This window comes from Nocardioides soli (genome assembly GCF_014191495.1).
Classification (GTDB): Bacteria; Actinomycetota; Actinomycetes; order Propionibacteriales; family Nocardioidaceae; genus Nocardioides; species Nocardioides soli.
Genome location: NZ_JACHWR010000001.1, coordinates 38008 through 57591, shown reverse-complemented (window position 1 = coordinate 57591; position 19584 = coordinate 38008). Strand labels below are relative to the sequence as shown.

The 19584-nt window shown below is 72.2% G+C and carries 17 protein-coding genes; 11 read left to right on the top strand and 6 right to left on the bottom strand.

The window, feature by feature from the left end:
- Positions 1-72 precede the first annotated feature (72 nt).
- Positions 73-1002 carry a cell envelope lipid trafficking protein PgfA gene (pgfA, locus tag FHU40_RS00300; protein ID WP_183590311.1) on the top strand — a complete coding sequence of 310 codons (930 nt, stop codon included), beginning with the start codon at positions 73-75 and terminating at the stop codon, positions 1000-1002.
- 61 nt (positions 1003-1063) lie between these two features.
- Here the strand turns inward: pgfA and FHU40_RS00295 are convergent, their stop codons facing one another.
- Positions 1064-1873 (bottom strand): class I SAM-dependent methyltransferase, encoded by an 810-nt coding sequence (locus FHU40_RS00295; protein ID WP_183590310.1) that lies wholly within the window; start codon positions 1871-1873, stop codon positions 1064-1066.
- Between the two features lie 221 nt (positions 1874-2094).
- On the opposite strand from FHU40_RS00295, the gene rpsA reads away from it, so the two are divergent.
- Positions 2095-3564: a 30S ribosomal protein S1 gene (gene rpsA / locus FHU40_RS00290; protein WP_183590309.1), complete on the top strand. Its 1470-nt coding sequence runs from the start codon at positions 2095-2097 to the stop codon at positions 3562-3564.
- Between the two features lie 309 nt (positions 3565-3873).
- Entirely contained in the window at positions 3874-5496 is a 1623-nt protein-coding gene (locus FHU40_RS00285; RefSeq protein ID WP_183590308.1) for a sulfatase family protein, read from the top strand.
- 107 nt (positions 5497-5603) lie between these two features.
- On the opposite strand, the gene FHU40_RS00280 is transcribed toward FHU40_RS00285, so the two are convergent.
- Positions 5604-5750: a hypothetical protein gene (locus FHU40_RS00280; RefSeq protein WP_183590307.1), complete on the bottom strand. Its 147-nt coding sequence runs from the start codon at positions 5748-5750 to the stop codon at positions 5604-5606.
- A 94-nt stretch (positions 5751-5844) separates the two neighbouring features.
- On the opposite strand from FHU40_RS00280, the gene FHU40_RS00275 reads away from it, so the two are divergent.
- Together FHU40_RS00275 and FHU40_RS00270 are read left to right on the top strand one after the other, a co-directional pair.
- Positions 5845-6789 (top strand): GlxA family transcriptional regulator, encoded by a 945-nt coding sequence (locus FHU40_RS00275; RefSeq protein ID WP_183590306.1) that lies wholly within the window; start codon positions 5845-5847, stop codon positions 6787-6789.
- Between the two features lie 117 nt (positions 6790-6906).
- Complete coding sequence (locus FHU40_RS00270; RefSeq protein WP_183590305.1) at positions 6907-8757, top strand: fibronectin type III domain-containing protein; 1851 nt, start codon at positions 6907-6909, stop codon at positions 8755-8757.
- Here the strand turns inward: FHU40_RS00270 and FHU40_RS00265 are convergent.
- Entirely contained in the window at positions 8723-9793 is a 1071-nt protein-coding gene (locus FHU40_RS00265; protein WP_343057641.1) for an NAD(P)-dependent alcohol dehydrogenase, read from the bottom strand. The two genes, FHU40_RS00270 and FHU40_RS00265, sit on opposite strands and share 35 nt — an antisense overlap.
- A 112-nt stretch (positions 9794-9905) precedes the next feature.
- On the opposite strand from FHU40_RS00265, the gene FHU40_RS00260 reads away from it, so the two are divergent.
- The 3 genes from FHU40_RS00260 to FHU40_RS00250 all read left to right on the top strand — a co-directional run bounded on the left by FHU40_RS00260 (position 9906) and on the right by FHU40_RS00250 (position 12664).
- Entirely contained in the window at positions 9906-10472 is a 567-nt protein-coding gene (locus FHU40_RS00260; RefSeq protein WP_183590304.1) for a sigma-70 family RNA polymerase sigma factor, read from the top strand.
- Entirely contained in the window at positions 10465-11343 is an 879-nt protein-coding gene (locus FHU40_RS00255) for a hypothetical protein (RefSeq protein ID WP_183590303.1), read from the top strand. Before FHU40_RS00260 ends, FHU40_RS00255 begins: the two co-directional genes overlap by 8 nt.
- A gap of 88 nt (positions 11344-11431) precedes the next feature.
- Complete coding sequence (locus FHU40_RS00250; RefSeq protein ID WP_343057640.1) at positions 11432-12664, top strand: cytochrome P450; 1233 nt, start codon at positions 11432-11434, stop codon at positions 12662-12664.
- 223 nt (positions 12665-12887) lie between these two features.
- Here FHU40_RS00250 and FHU40_RS00245 read toward each other — a convergent pair whose 3' ends face one another.
- Positions 12888-13592 carry a TetR/AcrR family transcriptional regulator gene (locus tag FHU40_RS00245; RefSeq protein ID WP_343057639.1) on the bottom strand — a complete coding sequence of 235 codons (705 nt, stop codon included), beginning with the start codon at positions 13590-13592 and terminating at the stop codon, positions 12888-12890.
- A gap of 109 nt (positions 13593-13701) precedes the next feature.
- On the opposite strand from FHU40_RS00245, the gene FHU40_RS00240 reads away from it, so the two are divergent.
- Both FHU40_RS00240 and coaE read left to right on the top strand, forming a co-directional pair.
- Positions 13702-14652 carry an NAD-dependent epimerase/dehydratase family protein gene (locus FHU40_RS00240; RefSeq protein WP_183590301.1) on the top strand — a complete coding sequence of 317 codons (951 nt, stop codon included), beginning with the start codon at positions 13702-13704 and terminating at the stop codon, positions 14650-14652.
- A 163-nt stretch (positions 14653-14815) separates the two neighbouring features.
- On the top strand, positions 14816-15400 hold the full coding sequence (gene coaE / locus FHU40_RS00235; protein WP_183590300.1) for a dephospho-CoA kinase: 585 nt from the start codon (positions 14816-14818) through the stop codon (positions 15398-15400).
- Positions 15401-15556: 156 nt separating this feature from the next.
- Here the strand turns inward: coaE and FHU40_RS00230 are convergent, their stop codons facing one another.
- Together FHU40_RS00230 and FHU40_RS00225 are read right to left on the bottom strand one after the other, a co-directional pair.
- The gene (locus FHU40_RS00230) at positions 15557-16510 is read right to left on the bottom strand and encodes a sigma-70 family RNA polymerase sigma factor (protein WP_183590299.1); all 954 of its coding nucleotides are present in this window, start codon (positions 16508-16510) and stop codon (positions 15557-15559) included.
- A 187-nt stretch (positions 16511-16697) separates the two neighbouring features.
- A complete protein-coding gene (locus FHU40_RS00225; protein ID WP_183590298.1) occupies positions 16698-18854 on the bottom strand; it encodes a S9 family peptidase in 2157 nt (718 codons plus the stop codon).
- Between the two features lie 22 nt (positions 18855-18876).
- Between FHU40_RS00225 and FHU40_RS00220 the strand changes: the two genes are divergently transcribed.
- Entirely contained in the window at positions 18877-19578 is a 702-nt protein-coding gene (locus FHU40_RS00220; RefSeq protein WP_183590297.1) for a LamB/YcsF family protein, read from the top strand.
- Positions 19579-19584: the final 6 nt, after the last annotated feature.

The window sequence follows — 19584 nt, the reverse complement described above, 5'->3', positions numbered from 1 at the left end:
GATCCACGCCTCACATCTACTGGCCAGTACTGCTACGGTGCGGGCGCAACCGACAACCGCTGGGAGGGCATCGTGAAGCGCAAGGTGTTCGGCTTCGTCCTGGTCGGCCTCGGCACCTTCCTCCTGGTGGCCGGCGTGCTCGCGGTGACCTGGGCGCCCGGTCAGGTGAAGAGGCTGCCGCTCGATGTCAACCAGACGACGAACCTCGACGGCACCGTGCGCAAGCTCGACGCGGCCACGGGCGAGCTCGTCGAGAACCCGGTCAAGGTCCAGAACATCACCCAGGTCGACGCGGACGCCTCGGACGGCGAGACCGCGGTCTGGGTGCAGAAGACCTGCGTGGTGATCGACGTCGACGACCCGCCGGCCTGCGTCGACGGCGACGACGAGCGCCTGGTCAGTGCGGAGATCGAGGTGTTCGCGACCGACCGGGTGACCGCGGAGTCGGTGCCCGACTTCGGGGGCCTGCCCGCGGACGCGACGCCGACCGACGGCCTGGTCAACAAGTGGCCGTTCGACTCCCAGAAGCAGGACTACGAGTACTGGGACGGCACCGTGGGCGCCGCGGTCCCCGCGGTCTACGACCGCGAGGAGACGCTCCTGGGCGTCGACTGCTACGTCTACACGATCTCCATCAGCGACGCGCCGATCGAGATCGCCGACGGCATCCCCGGCACCTACGACAACGAGATCGAGATCTGGGTCGAGCCGCAGACGGGCGCGATCCAACAGCAGACCCAGGACCAGCAGCGCTACCTCGACGACGGCACGCAGGTCCTCGACCTCAAGATCGGCTTCACCGACGACCAGCAGCAGGCCAGCGCCGACGACGCCGAGGACAACATGGGCCTGCTGCGGCTGCTGCTCTTCTGGGTGCCGCTGCTGGGGTTCGTGGGTGGCGCACTCTGCCTGGTCGCCGGCGCACTGCTGCTGCTCAGCGTGCGCCGCGGGGGCCGCAGCGGCGACGCCGAGCACAAGGAGCTCGCGGGCTCGTCCGCCTGATCACCGGTGGCCCGGCCGCAGCCCGGAACCGCTCGCGACGCCGCACATCGGTGGATCCGGCTCAGTCGAGCCGCGCCCCGAAGATCGCCGTGCCGGGGGTGAGTCGACCGCGCACGCCCGACCAACCGCCCCACACCCGCTCGTGGCCCTCGGGCCACTCCGGCTCGAGCAGGTCGGTGATGACGAAGCCGTGGCCGGCGAGCAGGGCGACCCAGTCCCCGAGCGTGCGGTGGTGCTCGACGTACGCGACCACCCCCGTCGCGTCGTCGATCTCGACGTACGGCGTGCGGTCCCAGTAGGACTGGCTCGCGGTCAGGCCCTCCTCGCCCGGGTCGTCGGGGAACATCCAGCGGGTGGGGTGGGTGATCGAGAAGGCGTAGCGCCCGCCGGAGCGGAGCACCCGCGCGGTCTCCGCGACGGCGACGTCGATGTCGCTGACGAACTGGAGCGCGCCGAACGACGAGAACACCACGTCGAAGGAGTCGTCGCGGAAGGGGAGCGCGGTGGCGGTGCCGAGCACCGACGGGACCGGGAGCTCGGTGTCGAGGTCGATCCGGCGGGAGTGCTGCAGCTGGCGGAAGGACAGGTCGAGGCCGTACGCGCGCCCGCCCTGCGCGCGGACCCAGCGCGAGCACTGGCCCGCGCCCGAGCCGACCTCGAGGACGTCGCGCCCGGCCAGGTCGCCGAGGATCCCGGCCCGCGCCTCGGTGAGGCCCTCGGGCCCCCACACGAAGCCCACATCGCCGAGGAACTCGCCGTGGGTGGCCTGGTACTCGTCGGCGTACCGGTCCCAGTCCGGACCGTTGGCCCGACGGGACTCCTCCTCGGAGACCGGTCGGCGTTCGACCCGCACAGGGGGATGGTTCTCCACGTTCGGGAGAGTAGTCCCGCGACGCGAGGGCCGGAGCGGCGGGCGGGCCGGCGGGCGCGGGTTGGACGCACGTCCGCCGCCCCGCGTAGTCTTTAGGTTGCGCCGGAGGTCTGCCCGGGTCCCAGACGGAGCGGACACGTGCTCGCTATCTCTCCACGAGCGGTGAAACCGACCTTCGACGTGCCCGCACGACACCATCCATCCAAGGACACACCTTCCTTATGACGAGCAGCATCTCGACCCTCCCCGACATCACCGACGCGCCGCAGGTTGCGGTCAACGACATCGGGTCGGAGGAGGACTTCCTCGCCGCGATCGACGCGACCATCAAGTACTTCAACGACGGTGACATCGTGGATGGCACCATCGTCAAGGTCGACCGGGACGAGGTCCTGCTCGACATCGGCTACAAGACCGAGGGCGTCATCCCCTCGCGTGAGCTGTCGATCAAGCACGACGTCGACCCCAACGAGGTCGTCGAGGTCGGCGACAAGGTCGAGGCCCTGGTCCTCCAGAAGGAGGACAAGGAAGGCCGCCTGATCCTGTCCAAGAAGCGCGCCCAGTACGAGCGCGCCTGGGGCACGATCGAGCAGGTCAAGGAGGAGGACGGCGTCGTCGAGGGCACCGTCATCGAGGTCGTCAAGGGCGGCCTGATCCTCGACATCGGCCTGCGCGGCTTCCTGCCGGCCTCCCTCGTCGAGATGCGCCGGGTCCGCGACCTGCAGCCCTACGTCGGCCAGACGCTCGAGGCGAAGATCATCGAGCTCGACAAGAACCGCAACAACGTGGTCCTGTCGCGTCGTGCGTGGCTCGAGCAGACCCAGTCCGAGGTCCGCCACGGCTTCCTGACCCAGCTCCAGAAGGGCCAGATCCGCAAGGGCGTCGTGTCCTCGATCGTCAACTTCGGTGCGTTCGTGGACCTCGGCGGCGTCGACGGCCTCGTGCACGTCTCGGAGCTGTCCTGGAAGCACATCGACCACCCGTCCGAGGTCGTCGCCGTGGGCGACGAGGTCACCGTCGAGGTCCTCGACGTGGACATGGACCGCGAGCGTGTCTCCCTGTCGCTGAAGGCGACCCAGGAGGACCCGTGGCAGCACTTCGCCCGCACCCACCAGATCGGTCAGATCGTCCCGGGCAAGGTCACCAAGCTGGTGCCGTTCGGTGCGTTCGTCCGCGTCGAGGAGGGCATCGAGGGCCTGGTGCACATCTCCGAGCTCGCCGAGCGTCACGTCGAGATCCCCGAGCAGGTCGTCCAGGTCAACGACGACGTCATGGTCAAGATCATCGACATCGACCTCGAGCGTCGCCGGATCTCGCTGTCGCTCAAGCAGGCCAACGAGACCGCGGCCGCCGCGGACGTCGAGGAGTTCGACCCGACGCTGTACGGCATGACCGCGACGTACGACGAGCAGGGCAACTACGTCTACCCCGAGGGCTTCGACCCCGAGACGGGCGAGTGGCTCGAGGGCTTCGACGAGCAGCGCGCGACCTGGGAGGACCAGTACGCCAAGGCGCACGCCCGCTGGGAGGCCCACGTCAAGCAGCAGGCCGAGGCCAAGAAGGCCGAGGTCGAGGCCGGCGAGGCGACGTCGTACTCCTCCTCGGCGGCCGACGAGGGCGACGCCGGCGGCTCGCTCGCCTCCGACGAGGCGCTGCAGGCCCTCCGGGAGAAGCTCACCGGCGGCAATTGAGAGCTGCCCCGGCCTGAGCTTGCGATGGCCGGGACCCAGCAGCCCGGTTGAGGAGCGGCGCGACCGACGGAGGTCGCGACCGGCGTCTCGAAACCAGCGCCGTCCGGCGGAGCGCTCGACGCTCCTCTGGCGGTTGCTCCAAGCGACTGCAACAGACCGCAACACCACGACGAGGGCCCGCCCCGGGAGACCGGGGCGGGCCCTCGTCCGTTCGGCGGTGCTGTCAACCCCTCTTTTCCGTGGCTGACTCCACCCCCGGCCGGTCGTCGATCTCCCTATCGTGCGGGACATGCAACGACGGGAGCGTCCATGATCACGCGGAGACGGCTGCTGGCCTCGGCCGCGGCGACCCCACCGGCGATCGCGCTGGCCGCCGGCGAGCTGGCCGACCCGGCCGTCGCCGCCGAGCTCGCCGCGAGCGCCGCCGCGGGGGCCGCGGCCGGGAAGAACTTCCTGATCTTCATCACCGACCAGGACCGGAAGGTCCAGCACTTCCCGAAGGGCTGGGAGCAGAAGAACCTCCCCGGCCTGACCAGGCTCAAGCGGCACGGCGTCAGCTTCGAGAACGCCTTCTGCAACGCGAGCATGTGCTCGCCGTCCCGGGCGTCGCTGCTCACGGGGCTCTACCCGGCCCAGCACGGGGTGAAGTACACCCTCGAGCTGGACATGCCGGCCGGGGACTACCCCCAGGTCGAGCTCTCGCCGGACCTGACCAACGTGGCGTCGGTGATGAAGGCCGCCGGCTACGAGGTCGTCTTCAAGGGCAAGTGGCACTTGTCCAAGCCGCTCGGTGACGACTGGGCGCCCGAGGACCTGGCCCGCTTCGGCTTCGACCGCTGGAACCCGCCGGACGCGGGCGCCAACCAGGACATCAGCGAGGCCGGCGGCGGAGTCACCGACCACGACGGCCGGATCATGGACGAGGACGGCGACGCCGCCACCGGGCACGAGGGCGTCCTGCAGTTCATCCGGGGCCGCGCGGGCGCCACCAAGCCGTGGTGCATGATCGTCTCGCTGGTGAACCCGCACGACGTGCTGATGTATCCCGGTCCGGCGAACATGGACCCGCCGAAGTACGAGCAGGCCGGCTACCTGCCCGAGGACGGCTGGTTCGACGGCGACATCGGCCTGCCGCCGACGTACGACGAGGACCTGTCCACCAAGCCCAAGTGCCAGGCGCGGTTCGTCAAGCTGTTCGGCCTGGCCGGCAAGCTGCGGACCCGCCGCCAGAAGCTGAACTACCTCAACTTCTACGGCAACCTGATGAAGCTCGTGGACGGCTACCTGGTCGACATCCTCGACGAGCTCAAGGCCACCGGCCAGCTCGACGACACCATCGTGATCCGGACCTCCGACCACGGCGAGATGGGCCTGGCCCACCAGATGCAGCAGAAGAACTTCAACGCCTACGAGGAGACGCTGCGGGTGCCGCTGGTCTTCTCGAACCCGGTCCTCTATCCGCGAGCGCGCCGCTCGCAGCAGCTGGTCTCGCACGTCGACCTCCTGCCGACCCTGGCGTCGCTGGTGAAGGCGCCCAGGACCGCGCGGGACCCGCAGTGGCGCGGCGTCGACTATGCGGCCCAGGTGCTGGGCGCGACCTCGAAGCACACCCAGGACCGGGTCGTGTTCACCTTCGACGACTGGCAGGCCGGACAGGCGCGGGGACCCTACATCCCGCCGCCGAACCGGATCGTCGCGGTCCGCGAGCGGCGCTGGAAGCTGGCCAAGTACTACGACGAGTCCGGGCGCAAGAAGCCGGAGTGGGAGATGTACGACCTGCGCAGGGACCCGCTCGAACGGCGCAACCTGGCCCATCGGCCGAAGCGGATGACGCCGCAGCAGCGGGCCCACTTCCGGCGGCTGAAGAAGCGGATCCGGAAGGTGCAGCGGCACCGGCTCGCACCGCTCGCGGGGGCCGGGCGGGGCCGGTAGCGACCGACCGGTCCGGGGCCGGTGCGAGGGGGATCTTCGGTCCCGGATGCGACGAGGCCGGCCTCAGGGGGAGGCCGGCCTCGTCGGTGGGAGTCTCGGAGGGGGAGTCAGCGTGCCGAGGGCGCCTGGAACCGGCGGTCCTCGAGGTGCGAGACCGGCGGGCGCTGCGGCCCCCGGCCGTCCCTGACGCTGAGCACCACCGTTGCGACGCTCATCGCCAGCGCGATCACCAGCAGGATCATCAGGAAGGTCATGGCAGTAATCATGCGCCACTTGTGATCCTGCCACGAGTGGCAGGAAAGACACTCTCCGTTGATTTTCTGCCAGCGTTGATGCAGGCTGGGCCTCGTGAGGAAAGTGGCCGTGATCGTGCAGGAGGGAGCCGAGCCCTTCGGGCTCGGCTCGCTGGTCGAGGTGTGGGGGGAGCCCTACCACCCCGAGGACGACAACCCCGTCTTCGACTTCCAGGTCTGCGCTCCGCGGCCCGGCCGGCTCCACGGGCGCTCCGACTTCGACCTGGTCGTCGAGCGCGGCCTCGAGGCGACCGAGGACGCCGACCTGGTCTGCCTGAGCCCGAAGTTCGACTTCATGAACCACGATCCGCTGGTGCTCGAGGCGCTGCGTGCCGCCGACGCCCGCGGTGCCACGATCTACGCGCACTGCTCGGGTGTCTTCGAGATCGGAGCGGCGGGCCTGCTCGACGGGCGGGAGTGCACGACGCACTGGCGCTACACCGACCGGCTCGCGCAGACCTACCCGGAGGCGAAGGTCTGCCCCGACGTCCTCTACTGCCACGACGGCAACGTCCTCACCGGGGCCGGGGCGGCGGCCGGCATCGACGCCTCGCTGCACCTGATGCGCGACCACTTCGGGGCGCGGGTGGCCGCGACGACGGCCCGCCGCATCGTCGTACCGCCGCACCGCGACGGCGGTCAGGCGCAGTTCATCGCGAACGCCGTGCCCGACTGCGACGCCGAGACGCTCGGGCCGCTGCTCCAGTGGATCGTCGAGCACCTCGGCGAGGACCTCAGCGTCGAGACGCTCGCCCGCCACAACCACATGTCGCCGCGCACCTTCGCCCGCCGGTTCCGCGCCGAGACCGGCACCACCCCGCACGCCTGGGTGACCCGCCAGCGGGTGCAGGCGGCCGAGGAGCTGCTCGAGCGCACCGACCACTCGATCGACTGGATCGCCGACGAGGTCGGCTTCGGCAACGCCGCCACGCTGCGCCACCACTTCGGGCGGGTGCGCGGCCTCAGTCCGCAGCAGTACCGGCGCCGGTTCGCCGGCTGACGAGGCGCTCCTGGGCTAGTGGTCGTCGCTGGAAGTTCCTCGGGCCACCCGAACAACTTCCGATGATGGCCACTAGCATCGGGCGGTCGCGCGGAACCGGGGGCCGAGATGAGACGGATGCGCCAGGTGCTGGTGCTCGTGATCCTCACGGCGTTCGTGATCGTGCCGACCTCCTCGGCCGCGAGCGAGCCGACGCGGATCCTCATCGTCGGGGACTCGGTCGCGCACGGCTCGTCGGGCGACTGGACCTGGCGCTACCGGCTCTGGAAGGCGTTGGCCGGGTCGGGTGCCTCGGTCGACCTCGTCGGGCCGAACGACGAGCTGCACAACCTCACATCGGATCCCGCAGGCGCCCTCGCCTACGCGGACGGTGACTTCGACCGCGACCACGCGGCCCGTTGGGGCATGGCGCTGGTCGACCCGGACGCCACGATGACATCGCTGGTCGAGACCTTCCGACCCGATGTGGTGATCGAGACGCGCGGCATCAACGACCTCATCTGGTTCGGACGCTCACCGGGCCAGGTCGTGGACGACGTCGCCCACGAGATCGACGAGGCCCGCGCCGTGGAGCCCGAGGTGGACTTCGTGGTCGCCGGGCTCCCGCAGGTCTGGTTCGGCGGCGCGACCGAGTACAACGCGATGCTCCCCGGGCTGGCGACCGACCTGGGCGAGCCGGGCTCGCGCGTCGTGGTTGCCGGCACGGGTGTCGGCTTCAGCGAGGGAGTCGACACCTGGGATCCGGCGCATCTCTCCGCCACGGGCGAGATCAGGTTCGCGGCGGCCGTCGCCGACGCGCTGGCCGCGCTGGGCGTCGGGACTCCCTATCCGAGGCCCTGGCCCGACGTCGACAACGGCCATTGGGGGATCGCCCACGACGTCGTGGCCACCGCGCAGGAGCGCGCCGCTCGACTGGACTGGGTCGCGCCACCGGGCGGCCTCGAGCAGTACGTCTGGGTGCGCGACGTGTCGGAGAACGCGGCGTGGGTGCGGCTGCCGTACCCCGTCCGGGGTGAGGCCTGGACGGTGGATGGACTCGCCGCCGCACACACCTACGAGTTCCGGCTCCAATCGGCCAAGGGCACGGCGATCTCCGCCGACTTCTCCGCCGTCGCCCAGGTCACTCCGCTCCAGCCGCTGACGGCGGCCCCTGGAGCGGTGAAGGGGCTCAGCGTCCACTCCGCGCCGGAGCAGCTCGGGCTGTCGTGGGACCCGGTGCCGGGCGCCACCTCGTACGACGTGGCCTGGGCGGTCGACGGTGGATCGTCGGGGCTGCTCAGCGTGACCGCTCCGCACGCGGTCCTGACCGGCTTGGTGCCGGGCCTGGAGTACCGCCTGACCGTGGCCGCGCGCAACGGTGGCGGCACCGGAGCGCCGGCGATCGCCACCGGCCGCCCGATGCCACGGGTCTCGCCGCCTGCGACGCCCCGGGGGCTTCGGGTCCAGCCGGGTCGGCACCGGCTGCGCGTGACCTGGGATGCCGGCTCGGCCGACACGTCGTACGACCTCGGAGTGGTCGGCGAGACGAGCGGCTATCTGGGGCGGCGCCTGGTGGCGGACGCCCCGGTCGTCTACCGCCGCCTGCTGGCCGGTGAGCGCTACACGATCTACGTCACTCCGCGCAACGGCGCGGGGGCCGGGCCGATGGCGCAGGCGACCGGCACGCCGACCGGGCCGCACGTGACAGGCCCGGCCCGACTGCGCGCCCGCGCGCTCGACGGCGGGCGCGTGCGACTGACCTGGCGGGAGCGACGGCACGCCACGGCGTACGAAGTGGCGGCCAGGCGGGGCGGTAGCTGGGTGAGCGTGCGAACCACGGCGCGCCCGCGGGTGACGGTCCCGATCGGCGCCGGTCCGGCCAGGTCGCGGTGGCGGGTCCGCTCCTGGCACCAGCGGCAGCCGGGCGGCTGGTCCGAGCCGGTCCGGCTGAGCCTCACGCGTTCGGCATCACCACAGCACGACCGGTGAGGCCGCCCGACTCCAGCAGCTCGTAGGCCTCGAGCGCCCGATCCATCCCGAAGCGTTGGACGTCGGGGCGGATCTGGCCGGCGCGGTACATCGCGACGACCTCGTGCAGGTCCTCGATCGTGCCCCAGTAGGTGTTCGTCAGCTCACACTCGTACGGGTTGGTGAAGAAGGACCACTGCGCCGTCCCGTTGGCGATCCCGACGACCGTGAGCCGACTGCGCTGCGCCATCGACCCCTGGGCCGCGGCGATGGTGCCGCTCGCGCCGACGAAGTCGAACGCCGCGTCGACGCCCCGGCCCCCGGTCAGCTCGCGGATCCGCGCCACCTGGTCGGGCCCGCCGGGCACCGTGACGGCCCCGTGGGCGGCGGCGCGCTCCATCGCGTCCTCCTTGACGTCCGTGGCGATCACGGTGGCGCCGGTGAGGGCGGTCAGGATCTGCACGGCGATCTGGCCGAGGCCGCCCAGGCCGACGACCAGCGCGTACCGGCCGCCGCCACCCAGCTGGGGGAGCGACAGCTTGATCGCGTGGTACGGCGTGAGCGCGGCGTCGGCCAGCGGCGCGGCGTCGACCGGGTCGGCGTCGCCGAGCGGCACCAGGTTGCGGACCGGGACCGTCATGTACTCGGCCATCCCGCCGTCGCGCCCGAGTCCGACCGCGAGGTAGGGCATCGACGCGACGTTCTCGCAGTAGGTGTCCTGGCCGCGGGAGCAGGCCTTGCAGTGGCCGCAGCCGATCGGACCGTAGACGAGGTGCGCCTCGCCCTTCTCGAACCCGCTCACGCCGGGCCCGAGCTCCTCGATCCAGCCGGCGTTCTCGTGGCCGAGCACGAAGGGCGGCGGGATCGACGCGGGGCCGTCCGCGGTGAACTCGCGGTAGACCGCGACGTCGGAGTGGCAGGCGCCGGCTCCGGCGATCTTGAGCAGCGCCTCGCCGGGCCCCGGCACGGGGCGGTCGATCTCGGTCAGAGACGGGAAGGTCTGGAACTGTTCGAAGACGACGGCACGCACGGCGTACTCCTTCCGGGGGCGACGCACCGAGCCTCCTCCGGCCGCGGGTGGGTGCCATCGCCCGAGACAGGTGAAATGGTCCGCGAACCCGGGAACTCCTCGGGGCGTGCGGACATGACCAGGTGTGCGAGGAGGATCGGTGACGACCGAGGGCGACGAGCGGGCGCTGGTGACGGCGCTGCGGTCGGACGACCCCGAGGCGCTGGCGACGCTCTTCGACCGGTACGGCGACCGCGTCTACAACCACTGCTTCCGTGCGACCGGCGACTGGGCCGACGCCGAGGACGCGACCGCGTCGGTGTTCCTGGAGGTCTGGCGCCATCGGCGTCGGGTCCAGGTGCACGACGGCTCGGCGCTGCCGTGGCTGTACGGCGTGGCGACCAACGTCTGCCGCAACCTGACCCGGTCGCGGCGCCGGCGCCTGCGGGCGCTCGCGACGCTGCCACCGCCGCAATCCGAGCCCGACCACGCCGACCGGGTGACCGACCGCGTCGGCTCGACCGAGCGGATGCGCACCGTCCTCGACGCGATCCGCGAGCTGCCGCCCCGCGAGCAGGAGGTGCTCGGCCTCGTCGCCTGGTCCGGGCTCTCCTACGAGGAGGCGGCCGCCGCGCTCGACGTCCCCGTCGGGACCGTCCGGTCCCGGCTCTCCCGGGCTCGCGCCCGGCTCGCCACCCTGACCTCCAGAGGTGCCCACGATGAGTGACCTGACCCCGCCGCCCGACGAGCCGATGCCCGACCAGGCCCGCGCCCGGATCCGGGCCGAGCTGCTCGCTGCGGCCCAGGGTGACCGCCCCTCCGGCCGTCGCTGGGTGGTCCCGGCGGCCGCGGCGGCCGCCGTCGTGGTGGTCGCCGGCCTCGCGGGCTGGGCCATGCAGTCCGGTGGCGGCGGCTCGGAGGGCGCGCCCGCCGGAGCGTCGACCTCGGCGACGTCCACCGAGACCGCGACCCCCGAGCCCGGACCGACCGAGCCCGGGCCGACCGAGCCCGGGCCGACCGACGTGCGGTCCATCGAGGTCAGCAAGGTGCCCGGCGCCCAGGAGGACCACCAGGTCGACGTCAAGGAGCGCGGCTGCGCACGGACGATGCGCGAGACCTTGCCCGGCGCCGCGCAGGTCGCCGACTTCCCCGACGACGGCGTTCACGCCACCTCGGTCTGGGTGGCCGGCGACCGGTTCACGATCTGCGACGTGGCCGACGGCATGACCACGACCCACCAGCCGCTCCCGCTCACCCCCGGGCCGGGCGTCGAGACCTTCCGGGTCAGCTCGATGTACCTGCCCGCCGACGGCGGTGGCTTCGACGTCACGCGCGTGGCGGCCGGCGTCGTGCCCGACGGCGCGGCGGCGTACGACGTCCGCTATCGGTTCCCCGACGGCGCGACGGTGCCGGCCGAGCTCACGACCGGCTCCGACGGACGCACGTACTGGCGGGTGGTCCACCGCTCCGCCGCGCCGGAGGGCAGCGAGGCGAAGCAGCCCCCGATCGAGGTGACGCTCACCCTCTCCGGGGTCCGGCACGACTACCGGCTGCAGTGGGGGCTCGACACCTGCGCTCAGGCCAACCACGGCTGCTGACCGGAACGTTGGTGGTGGTGCCAGCACCACCATGAACTCGGGGCCTTCCCCGATGGTGTGCGCCCGGATGCCTCAGTTGACTTGAGGTGTGAGCACGATCGCGAACATCGTCGGCAACCAGATCAGCGCGTGGGCGACCCGGGACGGACTGGACCTGCGCAAGCTCCGCTTCGTCCCGGGCGTCGCGAAGTACCCGTTGCAGCGGGTCGGCATCGACCCGGTGCCCCGGCTCGTCGAGGCGGAGCCGGTCACCCGGTTGGTGAGCCTGTTCGGCACCGACGTGTGGCTGGTCAGCGGGTACGACGAGGCCCGGGCGGTCCTCGCCGACGCCGAGACCTACAGCAACGACCTGCGGCCGCTGATCTCGCGTGGCGGTCGGTCCGCCGCCGAGCAGATCGGCGGGCTCGGGATGACCGACCCGCCGGACCACACGACGCTGCGCCGGCTGCTCACCCCGGAGTTCACGCGCCGCCGGCTGGCCCGCCTGCAGCCGAGCATCGAGCGGATCGTCGACGAGCGGCTCGACGCCATGCAGCGCCGGCGCGGCCGGGTCGACCTGGTCGCGGAGTTCGCGTTCCCGGTGCCGTTCGAGGTGATCTGCGACCTGCTCGGCCTCCCGGTCGCCGACCGAGCCGACTTCCGGCGCCTGGGGGTCGCCAGGTTCGACCTCAGCAGGGGCAGCGCGGGCTCGTTCGGTGCCGCCGCCGCGTCTCGCGAGTTCCTGATCGACGCCGTGGCCCGGCAGCGCCGCGACCCGGGCGACGGGCTGATCGGGGCGCTGCTGCGCGAGCATGGCGAGGAGCTCGACGACACCACGCTCGGCGGGCTCGCCGACGGTGTCTTCCTGGGCGGCTACGAGACCAGCGCCAGCATGCTGGCGCTGTCGGCGCACCTGCTCATGCAGCGCCCGGACGTCTACGCCTCGCTCGCCACCGACCCGGCCTCGGCGGACGAGGTCGTCGAGGAGCTGTTGCGCCACCTCACCGTGGTGCAGCTCGCGTTCCCGCGGTTCGCCCGCTTCGATCACCAGCTGTTCGGTCGCTCGATCCGGCGCGGCGACGCCGTCCTGGTCTCGCTGCTGGGGGCCAACCGCGACCTGGCGCCGGACTTCGCTCCCGGCCGCGACATCACCGGTCACCTCGCCTTCGGTCACGGCATGCACCGCTGCGTCGGCGCCGAGCTCGCGCGGATGGAGCTGCGTACGGCGCTGCGCGGCCTGGCGACCAGGTTCCCGCGGCTGCGCCCGGCGTCCGGTCGGCTGCGGTTCCGCAAGCTGTCGGCGGTGTATGGCATCGACCGGCTACCGGTTCGGCTGCGCTAGCGAACCTAGCTTCGCTAGGCCGAGATCCGCCGCCTCGGCCGGGCTCTTCTGACTGGTCGGTGGGTGATGCCGCCCGCGCAGGGATACCCGGTGCACCGGGTATCCCTGCACTTCTCGGCCAACGCAACACCCCAGAACGTCAGAGACTCCCCGAGAAGTCACCCCGGAGAGCACGGCGACCGCGGCCTGGGCCCGACAGGATGCCGTGATCGCTGTGGCCGCGTCAGCCGACGTGACGGGCCAGCCCCAGGTCCGCCGCCAGCTGGTCGGTGACGTGGGCGAAGTGGGCATCGTAGTCGAGGATGCCGCGGTACATGTGCCCGAAGAGCTCGAGGCTGATGTGGCCGAAGACCGTTGACCACGCCATCAGCCACCGCACCGTGCGCTCGTCGGTGACGGGAGGATCGAGCGCCGCCCGGACGCCGGCGAGCGCGTCGTGCTCGCCGCCGGCGACCGGCGAGGTCGGGGCGCCGAGCGCCAGGCCGGCCCGCTCGGACGCCTCGGCGAGGCGGAGGAAGGCGCCGGTCACCCGGGCGGCCGAGGGGACCGTCGTGTCGGGAGCGGCGTAGCCGGGCACCGGAGAGCCGTAGAGCAGCGCGTACTCGTGCGGGTTCGCCCGCGCCCAACCGTGGATCGCGTGGGCGATGGCGCGGAAGCGGACCGCGAGGTCCGTGGGGTCGGCCACCGTCGCGTCGGCCGCCTCGACCGCGTCGCCCAGCTCGTCGTACGCCTCGACGATGAGCGCGGTGAGCAGGTCGTCGCGGCTGGGGAAGTAGCGGTAGACGGCCGAGGAGACCATCCCCACCTCGCGGGCGATCGCCCGCAGCGACAGCGCGGCCGGGCCGACCTCGGCGAGGTGTCGGCGCCCGGTCTCCTGGATGGCCCGGGTCTGGTCGGCGCGGTTCTGCGCGCGGGAGGTCGAGGGCACGGGAGCATCCTCGCACATTGCGAGAGCAGTGCTCTTGTTTTGGGGCTGGAGATGTGCCAGCCTGGAAGAACTGAGAGCAGTGCTCTCGTTTCGATCCTCAGGAGGAACCATGCCCGATCTGCACGTCGTCGTCGGCGCCGGCCCCGTTGGCCGTGCCGCCGCGCTCCAGCTCGCCGCCGAGGGCCACGAGGTGCTCCTTGTGAGCCGATCGGGCACCGGCCCGGACCTCCCCGGCGTACGACGAGAGGCCGCCGACGCCGCCGACGCCGACCGGCTCGTCGAGCTCGCCGCGGGCGCCGTCGCGCTCTACAACTGCGTGAATCCGCCCTCCTACACCGTGTGGCCGCAGTTCTGGCCGCCGGTCGCCGCCGCCTTCCTGGCCGCGGCCGAGCGCACCGGCGCGACGCTGGTGATCGCCTCGTGCCTCTACGGCTACGGCCCGGTCGACGAGCCGATGGTCGAGGGGATGCCCGACGCCGCCACGACGAAGAAGGCGCGGATCCGCGCGCTGATGTGGGCGGACGCGCTCGCCGCCCACGAGGCCGGCCGGATCGCGGCCGTCGAGGTGCGCGGCTCGGACTACATGGGCCCGTGGGTCGCGCCGGCGAACGGCCACATCGCCCGGGTCACGGCCGCCGCCCTGGCGGGCCGGACGGTGCGGGTGCTGGGCCGCCCCGACCGGCCGCACTCGTTCACCGACGTGCGCGACATGGGGCGGGCGCTGGCCGCGGTCGCGCAGGCGCCGCGCACGTGGGGCCGGGTCTGGCACGCGCCCACCAACTCCCCGCGGACCCAGGCCGAGGCGATCGCCGACGTCTGCCGCGCCGCGGGACGCGAGCCGGTGACCGTCAAGGGCTTCCCGCGGTGGGTGCTGGGCCTGGGCGGTGCCGTCGTACCGGCGCTGCGGGAGCTGCGGGAGACCGAGTACCAGTTCACCCGGCCGTACGTGCTCGACTCCGGCGCGATCACGCGGGAGCTCGGGCTCGAGCCGACGCCGTGGGCGGAGGTCTGCCGGGCCACGGCGACCGGGACCGACGGCCTGGCCGTCACGGCGTCCTGACCGAGGCGGACCGCGCCGACCCGGACCGCGCCGACCGGACCGCCCGCGGGGCATGCTCGCGGACGACCTAGTGACCCGAACTTGAGATCCGCACCCTAGATCGCACCCCGAGCACGGGCCACCCCCCGAGGAACTTCCAGCGACGACCACTAGCCTGAGGCCCATGCGAGTCGGACTGACCGGAGGCGTGGCGTCGGGCAAGAGCACCGTGTCGACGATCCTCGCCGAGCTCGGCGCGGTGATCATCGACGGCGACGTGCTGGCCCGCGAAGTCGTGCAGCGGGGCACGCCGGGGCTGGCGCAGGTGGTCGCGGCGTTCGGCCCGGAGATCCTGACGCCGGAGGGCGACCTCGACCGGCCGAAGCTGGGGCGGATCGTCTTCGCCGACGAGGCGAAGCGGAAGACCCTCGAGGGGATCGTGCACCCCCTGGTCTTCGAGAGGTACGCCGAGCTCGAGGCGGCCGCCCCGGAGGGTGGCCTGGTCGTCCACGACATCCCGCTGCTCGCCGAGTCGGGCCGGGCGGACACCTTCGACGCCGTGATCGTCGTCGAGACGCCCGCCGAGGTGCAGGTCGAGCGGATGCTCCGCGACCGCGGCTGGTCCCGTGCGGACGCCGAGTCGCGGATCGCCGCCCAGGCGAGCCCCGAGCAGCGCCGGGCCATCGCCACCCACCTGATCGTCAACGACGGCTCGCGGGCCGACCTGCGCAAGCGGGTCGAGGAGGTCCACGCCGAGCTGCTGGGGTGACGGGCTGTGGATAGCGGGCGGGTGGGATAGTCCGTCACGTTCTGGTTGTCCGGCGAGCCGATTTGCAGCTGGAACGTGACGGACTATCGCGATGGGGCCCCTGAAATGGTCTCGACCCGCCCGAAGCACGTCGGGCGGGTCGAGCGCGGCGGGACCTCAGGCGGCGAGGTCGGGGTCGCCGAGGCGACGCAGCTTCTGCAGGGCCTCCCGCTCGAGTTGGCGGACCCGCTCGGCGGAGATGCCGTGCTTGGCGCCGATGTCGGCGAGCTTGTGCTGCCGACCGTCGACCAGGCCGTAGCGGGACCGGATGATGTCGGCGGCGCGGTCGTCGAGCTGACCGACCAGCCGGTTGAGCCGCTCGCGGGACTCGACGTCGAGCACCGTCAGGTCCGGGCCCGGCGAGGTCTCCTGCGCCATCAGGTCGCCGAGCGAGGTGTCGCCGTCCTCGTCGACGGGGGAGTCGAGCGAGACGTGCTCGCGACCCCACGCCATCAGGTCGAGGACCCGGTCGACCTCCATGCCGAGCTCGGCGGCGATCTCCTGCGGCTCGGGCTCGCGGCCGAGCTGGCGCTCCAGCGTGCGGCGGGCGCCGCCGACCTGGTTGAGCTCCTCGACGACGTGCACGGGCAGCCGGACGACGCGCGCCTGCTGGGCGATGCCGCGGGTGATCGCCTGCCGCACCCACCAGGTGGCGTACGTCGAGAACTTGTAGCCCTTGGTGTAGTCGAACTTCTCGACCGCCCGGATCAGGCCCGTGTTGCCCTCCTGGATCAGGTCCAGCATCGGCATCTGGGCCCGGCCGTACTTGCGCGCGATCGAGACGACCAGGCGCAGGTTGGCCGTGATGAACGTGTCGACGGCCTTGCGACCCTCCTCGGCCAGCCACTCGAGCTCCTCCTGGTTGGCCGACATCGGGGCGCCGCCCTTGCGGCGACCCACTCGGCCCTCGGCCAGCAGGTGCTCGGCCATCAGGCCGGCCTCGATCGTCTTGGAGAGCTCGACCTCGGCGGCCGCGTCCAGCAGGGGATTGCGGGCGATCTCATCGAGGTACAGGCCGACGCTGTCGCGACCCTCGATCTCGCGCGTGGCCGAAGCGGTACGGGTAGCCATGGGACGCCCTCCTTCCGTGGTGGACGGCGCCGCTGCGCCCCCACACGTCTTCATCAACGTCCACGGTGACCGCGGGATTCCCGGGTCAAACGTGGTGCCTTCACCCGTGACGACGTGTGGGGGACTTGAAGAGTTGCCTCGACGGCGTACTCTCAGGGACTTCTCAGGGGAATTCCCTCGGACCGGCTCAGGGTGCGACCCCGGCCAGGCCCATCCGGTCGAGGATCCACGCGAGCGTGAACGCCCGGTCGTGCCAGGCCTTGTAGCGGCCCGAGACGCCGCCGTGGCCGGCCGACATCTCGGTGCGCAGCAGGAAGTCCTGGCGGCCGACGGCGGTGGCCCGCAGCCGGGCGATCCACTTCGCGGGCTCCACGTAGAGCACCCGGGTGTCGTTGAGCGAGGTCTCCGCCAGGATCGGCGGGTAGTCGACGGCCGCGACGTTGTCGTACGGCGCGTACGACGCCATGTAGTCGTAGACCGCCGGGTCGGCCTCGGGGTTGCCCCACTCGTCGTACTCCGTGACCGTCAGCGGCAGCGTGGCGTCGAGCATGGTCGTGAGCGCGTCGACGAACGGCACGGCCGCGACGACGCCCGCGAACCGCTCCGGCGCCTGGTTGGCCACCGCCCCCATCAGCAGGCCGCCGGCGCTGCCGCCCTCGGCGACCAGGGTCTCGGCGGTGGTCCAGCCGGTGTCGACGAGGTGCCGGGCACAGGCCACGAAGTCGGAGAACGTGTGCTGTTTGCGGCTCAGCTTGCCGTCGTCGTACCACCGCCGACCCAGCTCGCCGCCGCCGCGCACGTGGGCGATCGCGAAGGCCGCGCCGCGGTCGAGCAGCGCGAGCCGGGCGATGGAGAAGTACGGGTCGATCGAGGTCTCGTAGGCGCCGTACCCGTAGAGCAGGGTCGGGACGGGACGCGTCCCCCCACCCACGTCTTCGCGGGAGCCCCGCCTGGCCACGATCGAGATCGGGACCCGCTCGCCGTCGTCGGCGGTCGCCCAGAGCCGGTGCTCCTCGTAGTCGTCGGGGTCGTAGCCGCCCAGTACCGGCGCCCGGCGCAGCAGGGTCAGGTCGCGGGTGCGGACGTCGTAGTCGTAGACCGACGACGGCACCGCCATCGTGGTGTAGCCCAGGCGCAGCACCGGCTGGTGGAAGCCGGGGTTGCCGGCCGACCCGACGGTGTAGATCTCGTGGTCGAACTCCACGAGGTAGTCGTCGCCCACGCCGTCCCCGTCCAGCTCGAGGATGCGCAGCTGGGTGAGGCCGTTGCTGCGCTGGTGCACGACAAGATGGCCGGCGAACGCGTCGACGTCCTCGAGGCGGACGGCGGGGTCGTGGGTGATCAGCGCCCGCCACTCCGCCGCGGGGGTCGGTGCCACCGGGGCGGTGGCGAGCTCGAAGTCGGCGCCCGTGTGGTTGTGCAGCACGAGGAAGACGTCCTCGCCGGCGATCACGGCGTGGTCGAGGGAGTATTCCAGGCCCTCGCAGCGCTCGGCGAAGATCTGCCAGCCGGTGTCGGGGGCGTCGGCGTCGAGGAAGCGGTACTCGCTGGTGGTCTTCGAGCCGCTGGCGATCACCAGGAACCGGTCGCTGCGGGTGCGCCCGACGCCGACCCAGAACCGGCCGTCGGTCTCGTGATGGACCAGCTCGTCCTCCGACTGCGCGGTGCCGAGGCGGTGCCGCCAGATCTTGTCGGCGCGCCAGGACTCGTCGGTCGTCGTGTAGTAGAAGCTCTCGCCGGCCCGGTCCCAGGTGGCGCCGCCGAGCACGCCGCTGATCTCGTCGGCCAGCAGCTCGCCGGTGGTCAGGTCCTTGACGCGGATCGTGTATCGCTCGTCGCCGACCACGTCGGTGGAGTAGGTGAGCAGGTCGCCGTCGGGGCTGACCGACGACCCGCCCAGGGAGAAGAACTCGTGGCCCTCGGCCAGCGCGTCGAGGTCGAGCAGCACCTGCTCGCCGGGCAGCGCCGGCTGGTCCGGAGCGGTGTCCTCGGCCGGCCGCGGCGGGGTCCAGTCGTCGGGGTCGACGACGGGGATCCGGCAGCTCGCGCCGTACTCCTTGCCCTCGAAGGAGCGGCCGTAGTACCAGTGGCCGCGGTTGCGGGTCGGCACCGAGAGGTCGGTCTCTCGGGTGCGCGCCTTGATGCCGTCGAAGATGGCCTGCCGCAGGTCGGCGAGGTGTGCGGTCCGGTCCTGGGTGTAGGCGTTCTCGGCCTCGAGGTACGCCGTGACCTCGGGCGACTCCTTCTCGCGCAGCCACTCGTAGTCGTCGGTGCGGGTGTGGCCGTGGATCTCGCGGCTGGTGGGACGGCGCTCTGCGATCGGTGGCGCGACGGGCGGCTGCATGCGGCGACGATAGCGTCGGGGTGTGGGTTCGCTCTCGCGACATTCGATCGACCTCAACGCCGACCTGGGGGAGGAGGTCACCGACGACTCCGCACTGCTCGCGGTCGTGACCAGTGCCAACGTGGCCTGCGGCTACCACGCCGGCAGCGCCGCGATCATGCGTGCGGTGTGCGCCGAGGCCGCCCGCCTCGGGGTCGCGGTCGGCGCCCAGGTCTCCTACGACGACCGGACGGGCTTCGGCCGGGTCGCCCGCGACGTCCCGCACGACGTGCTGCGCGACCAGGTCGCCGACCAGGTCGGCACGCTCGCGGAGATCGCGGCGGCGGCCGGTACGCCGGTGCGCTACGTCAAGCCGCACGGGGCGCTCTACCACCGCGTGATCGTCGACGAGGAGCAGGCGGCGGCGGTGCTGGCCGGGTCGGGCGACCTGCCGGTGCTGGGCATGCCCGGGGCGTTCCTGAGGCTTGCGGAGGGGGGCGGCCGTCCGGTCTTCCACGAGGGCTTCCCCGATCGCAGCTACACGCCCGAGGGGCGGCTGCTGCCGCGCACCGAGCCGGGCGCGCTGGTCGAGGACGAGGCGGGCATCGTCGCGCAGGCGCTCGCGCTCGCGGCCGAGGTCGAGTCGCTGTGCCTGCACGGCGACAGCCCCGGCGCGGTCGAGCACGCCCGCGCCGTCCGCGCCGCGCTCGAGGCCGGCGGGCTGCTGCTGCGGCCGTTCGTCTGAGCCAGA

Bases quoted from the DNA above. Each gene is read 5' to 3' on its own strand.
- rpsA (WP_183590309.1), top strand. From the start codon at position 2,095: ATGACGAGCAGCATCTCGACCCTCCCCGACATCACCGACGCGCCGCAG.
- FHU40_RS00285 (WP_183590308.1), top strand. From the start codon at position 3,874: ATGATCACGCGGAGACGGCTGCTGGCCTCGGCCGCGGCGACCCCACCG.
- FHU40_RS00280 (WP_183590307.1), bottom strand. From the start codon at position 5,750: ATGACCTTCCTGATGATCCTGCTGGTGATCGCGCTGGCGATGAGCGTC.
- FHU40_RS00270 (WP_183590305.1), top strand. From the start codon at position 6,907: ATGCGCCAGGTGCTGGTGCTCGTGATCCTCACGGCGTTCGTGATCGTG.
- FHU40_RS00255 (WP_183590303.1), top strand. From the start codon at position 10,465: ATGAGTGACCTGACCCCGCCGCCCGACGAGCCGATGCCCGACCAGGCC.
- FHU40_RS00240 (WP_183590301.1), top strand. From the start codon at position 13,702: ATGCCCGATCTGCACGTCGTCGTCGGCGCCGGCCCCGTTGGCCGTGCC.
- coaE (WP_183590300.1), top strand. From the start codon at position 14,816: ATGCGAGTCGGACTGACCGGAGGCGTGGCGTCGGGCAAGAGCACCGTG.
- FHU40_RS00230 (WP_183590299.1), bottom strand. From the start codon at position 16,510: ATGGCTACCCGTACCGCTTCGGCCACGCGCGAGATCGAGGGTCGCGAC.
- FHU40_RS00225 (WP_183590298.1), bottom strand. From the start codon at position 18,854: ATGCAGCCGCCCGTCGCGCCACCGATCGCAGAGCGCCGTCCCACCAGC.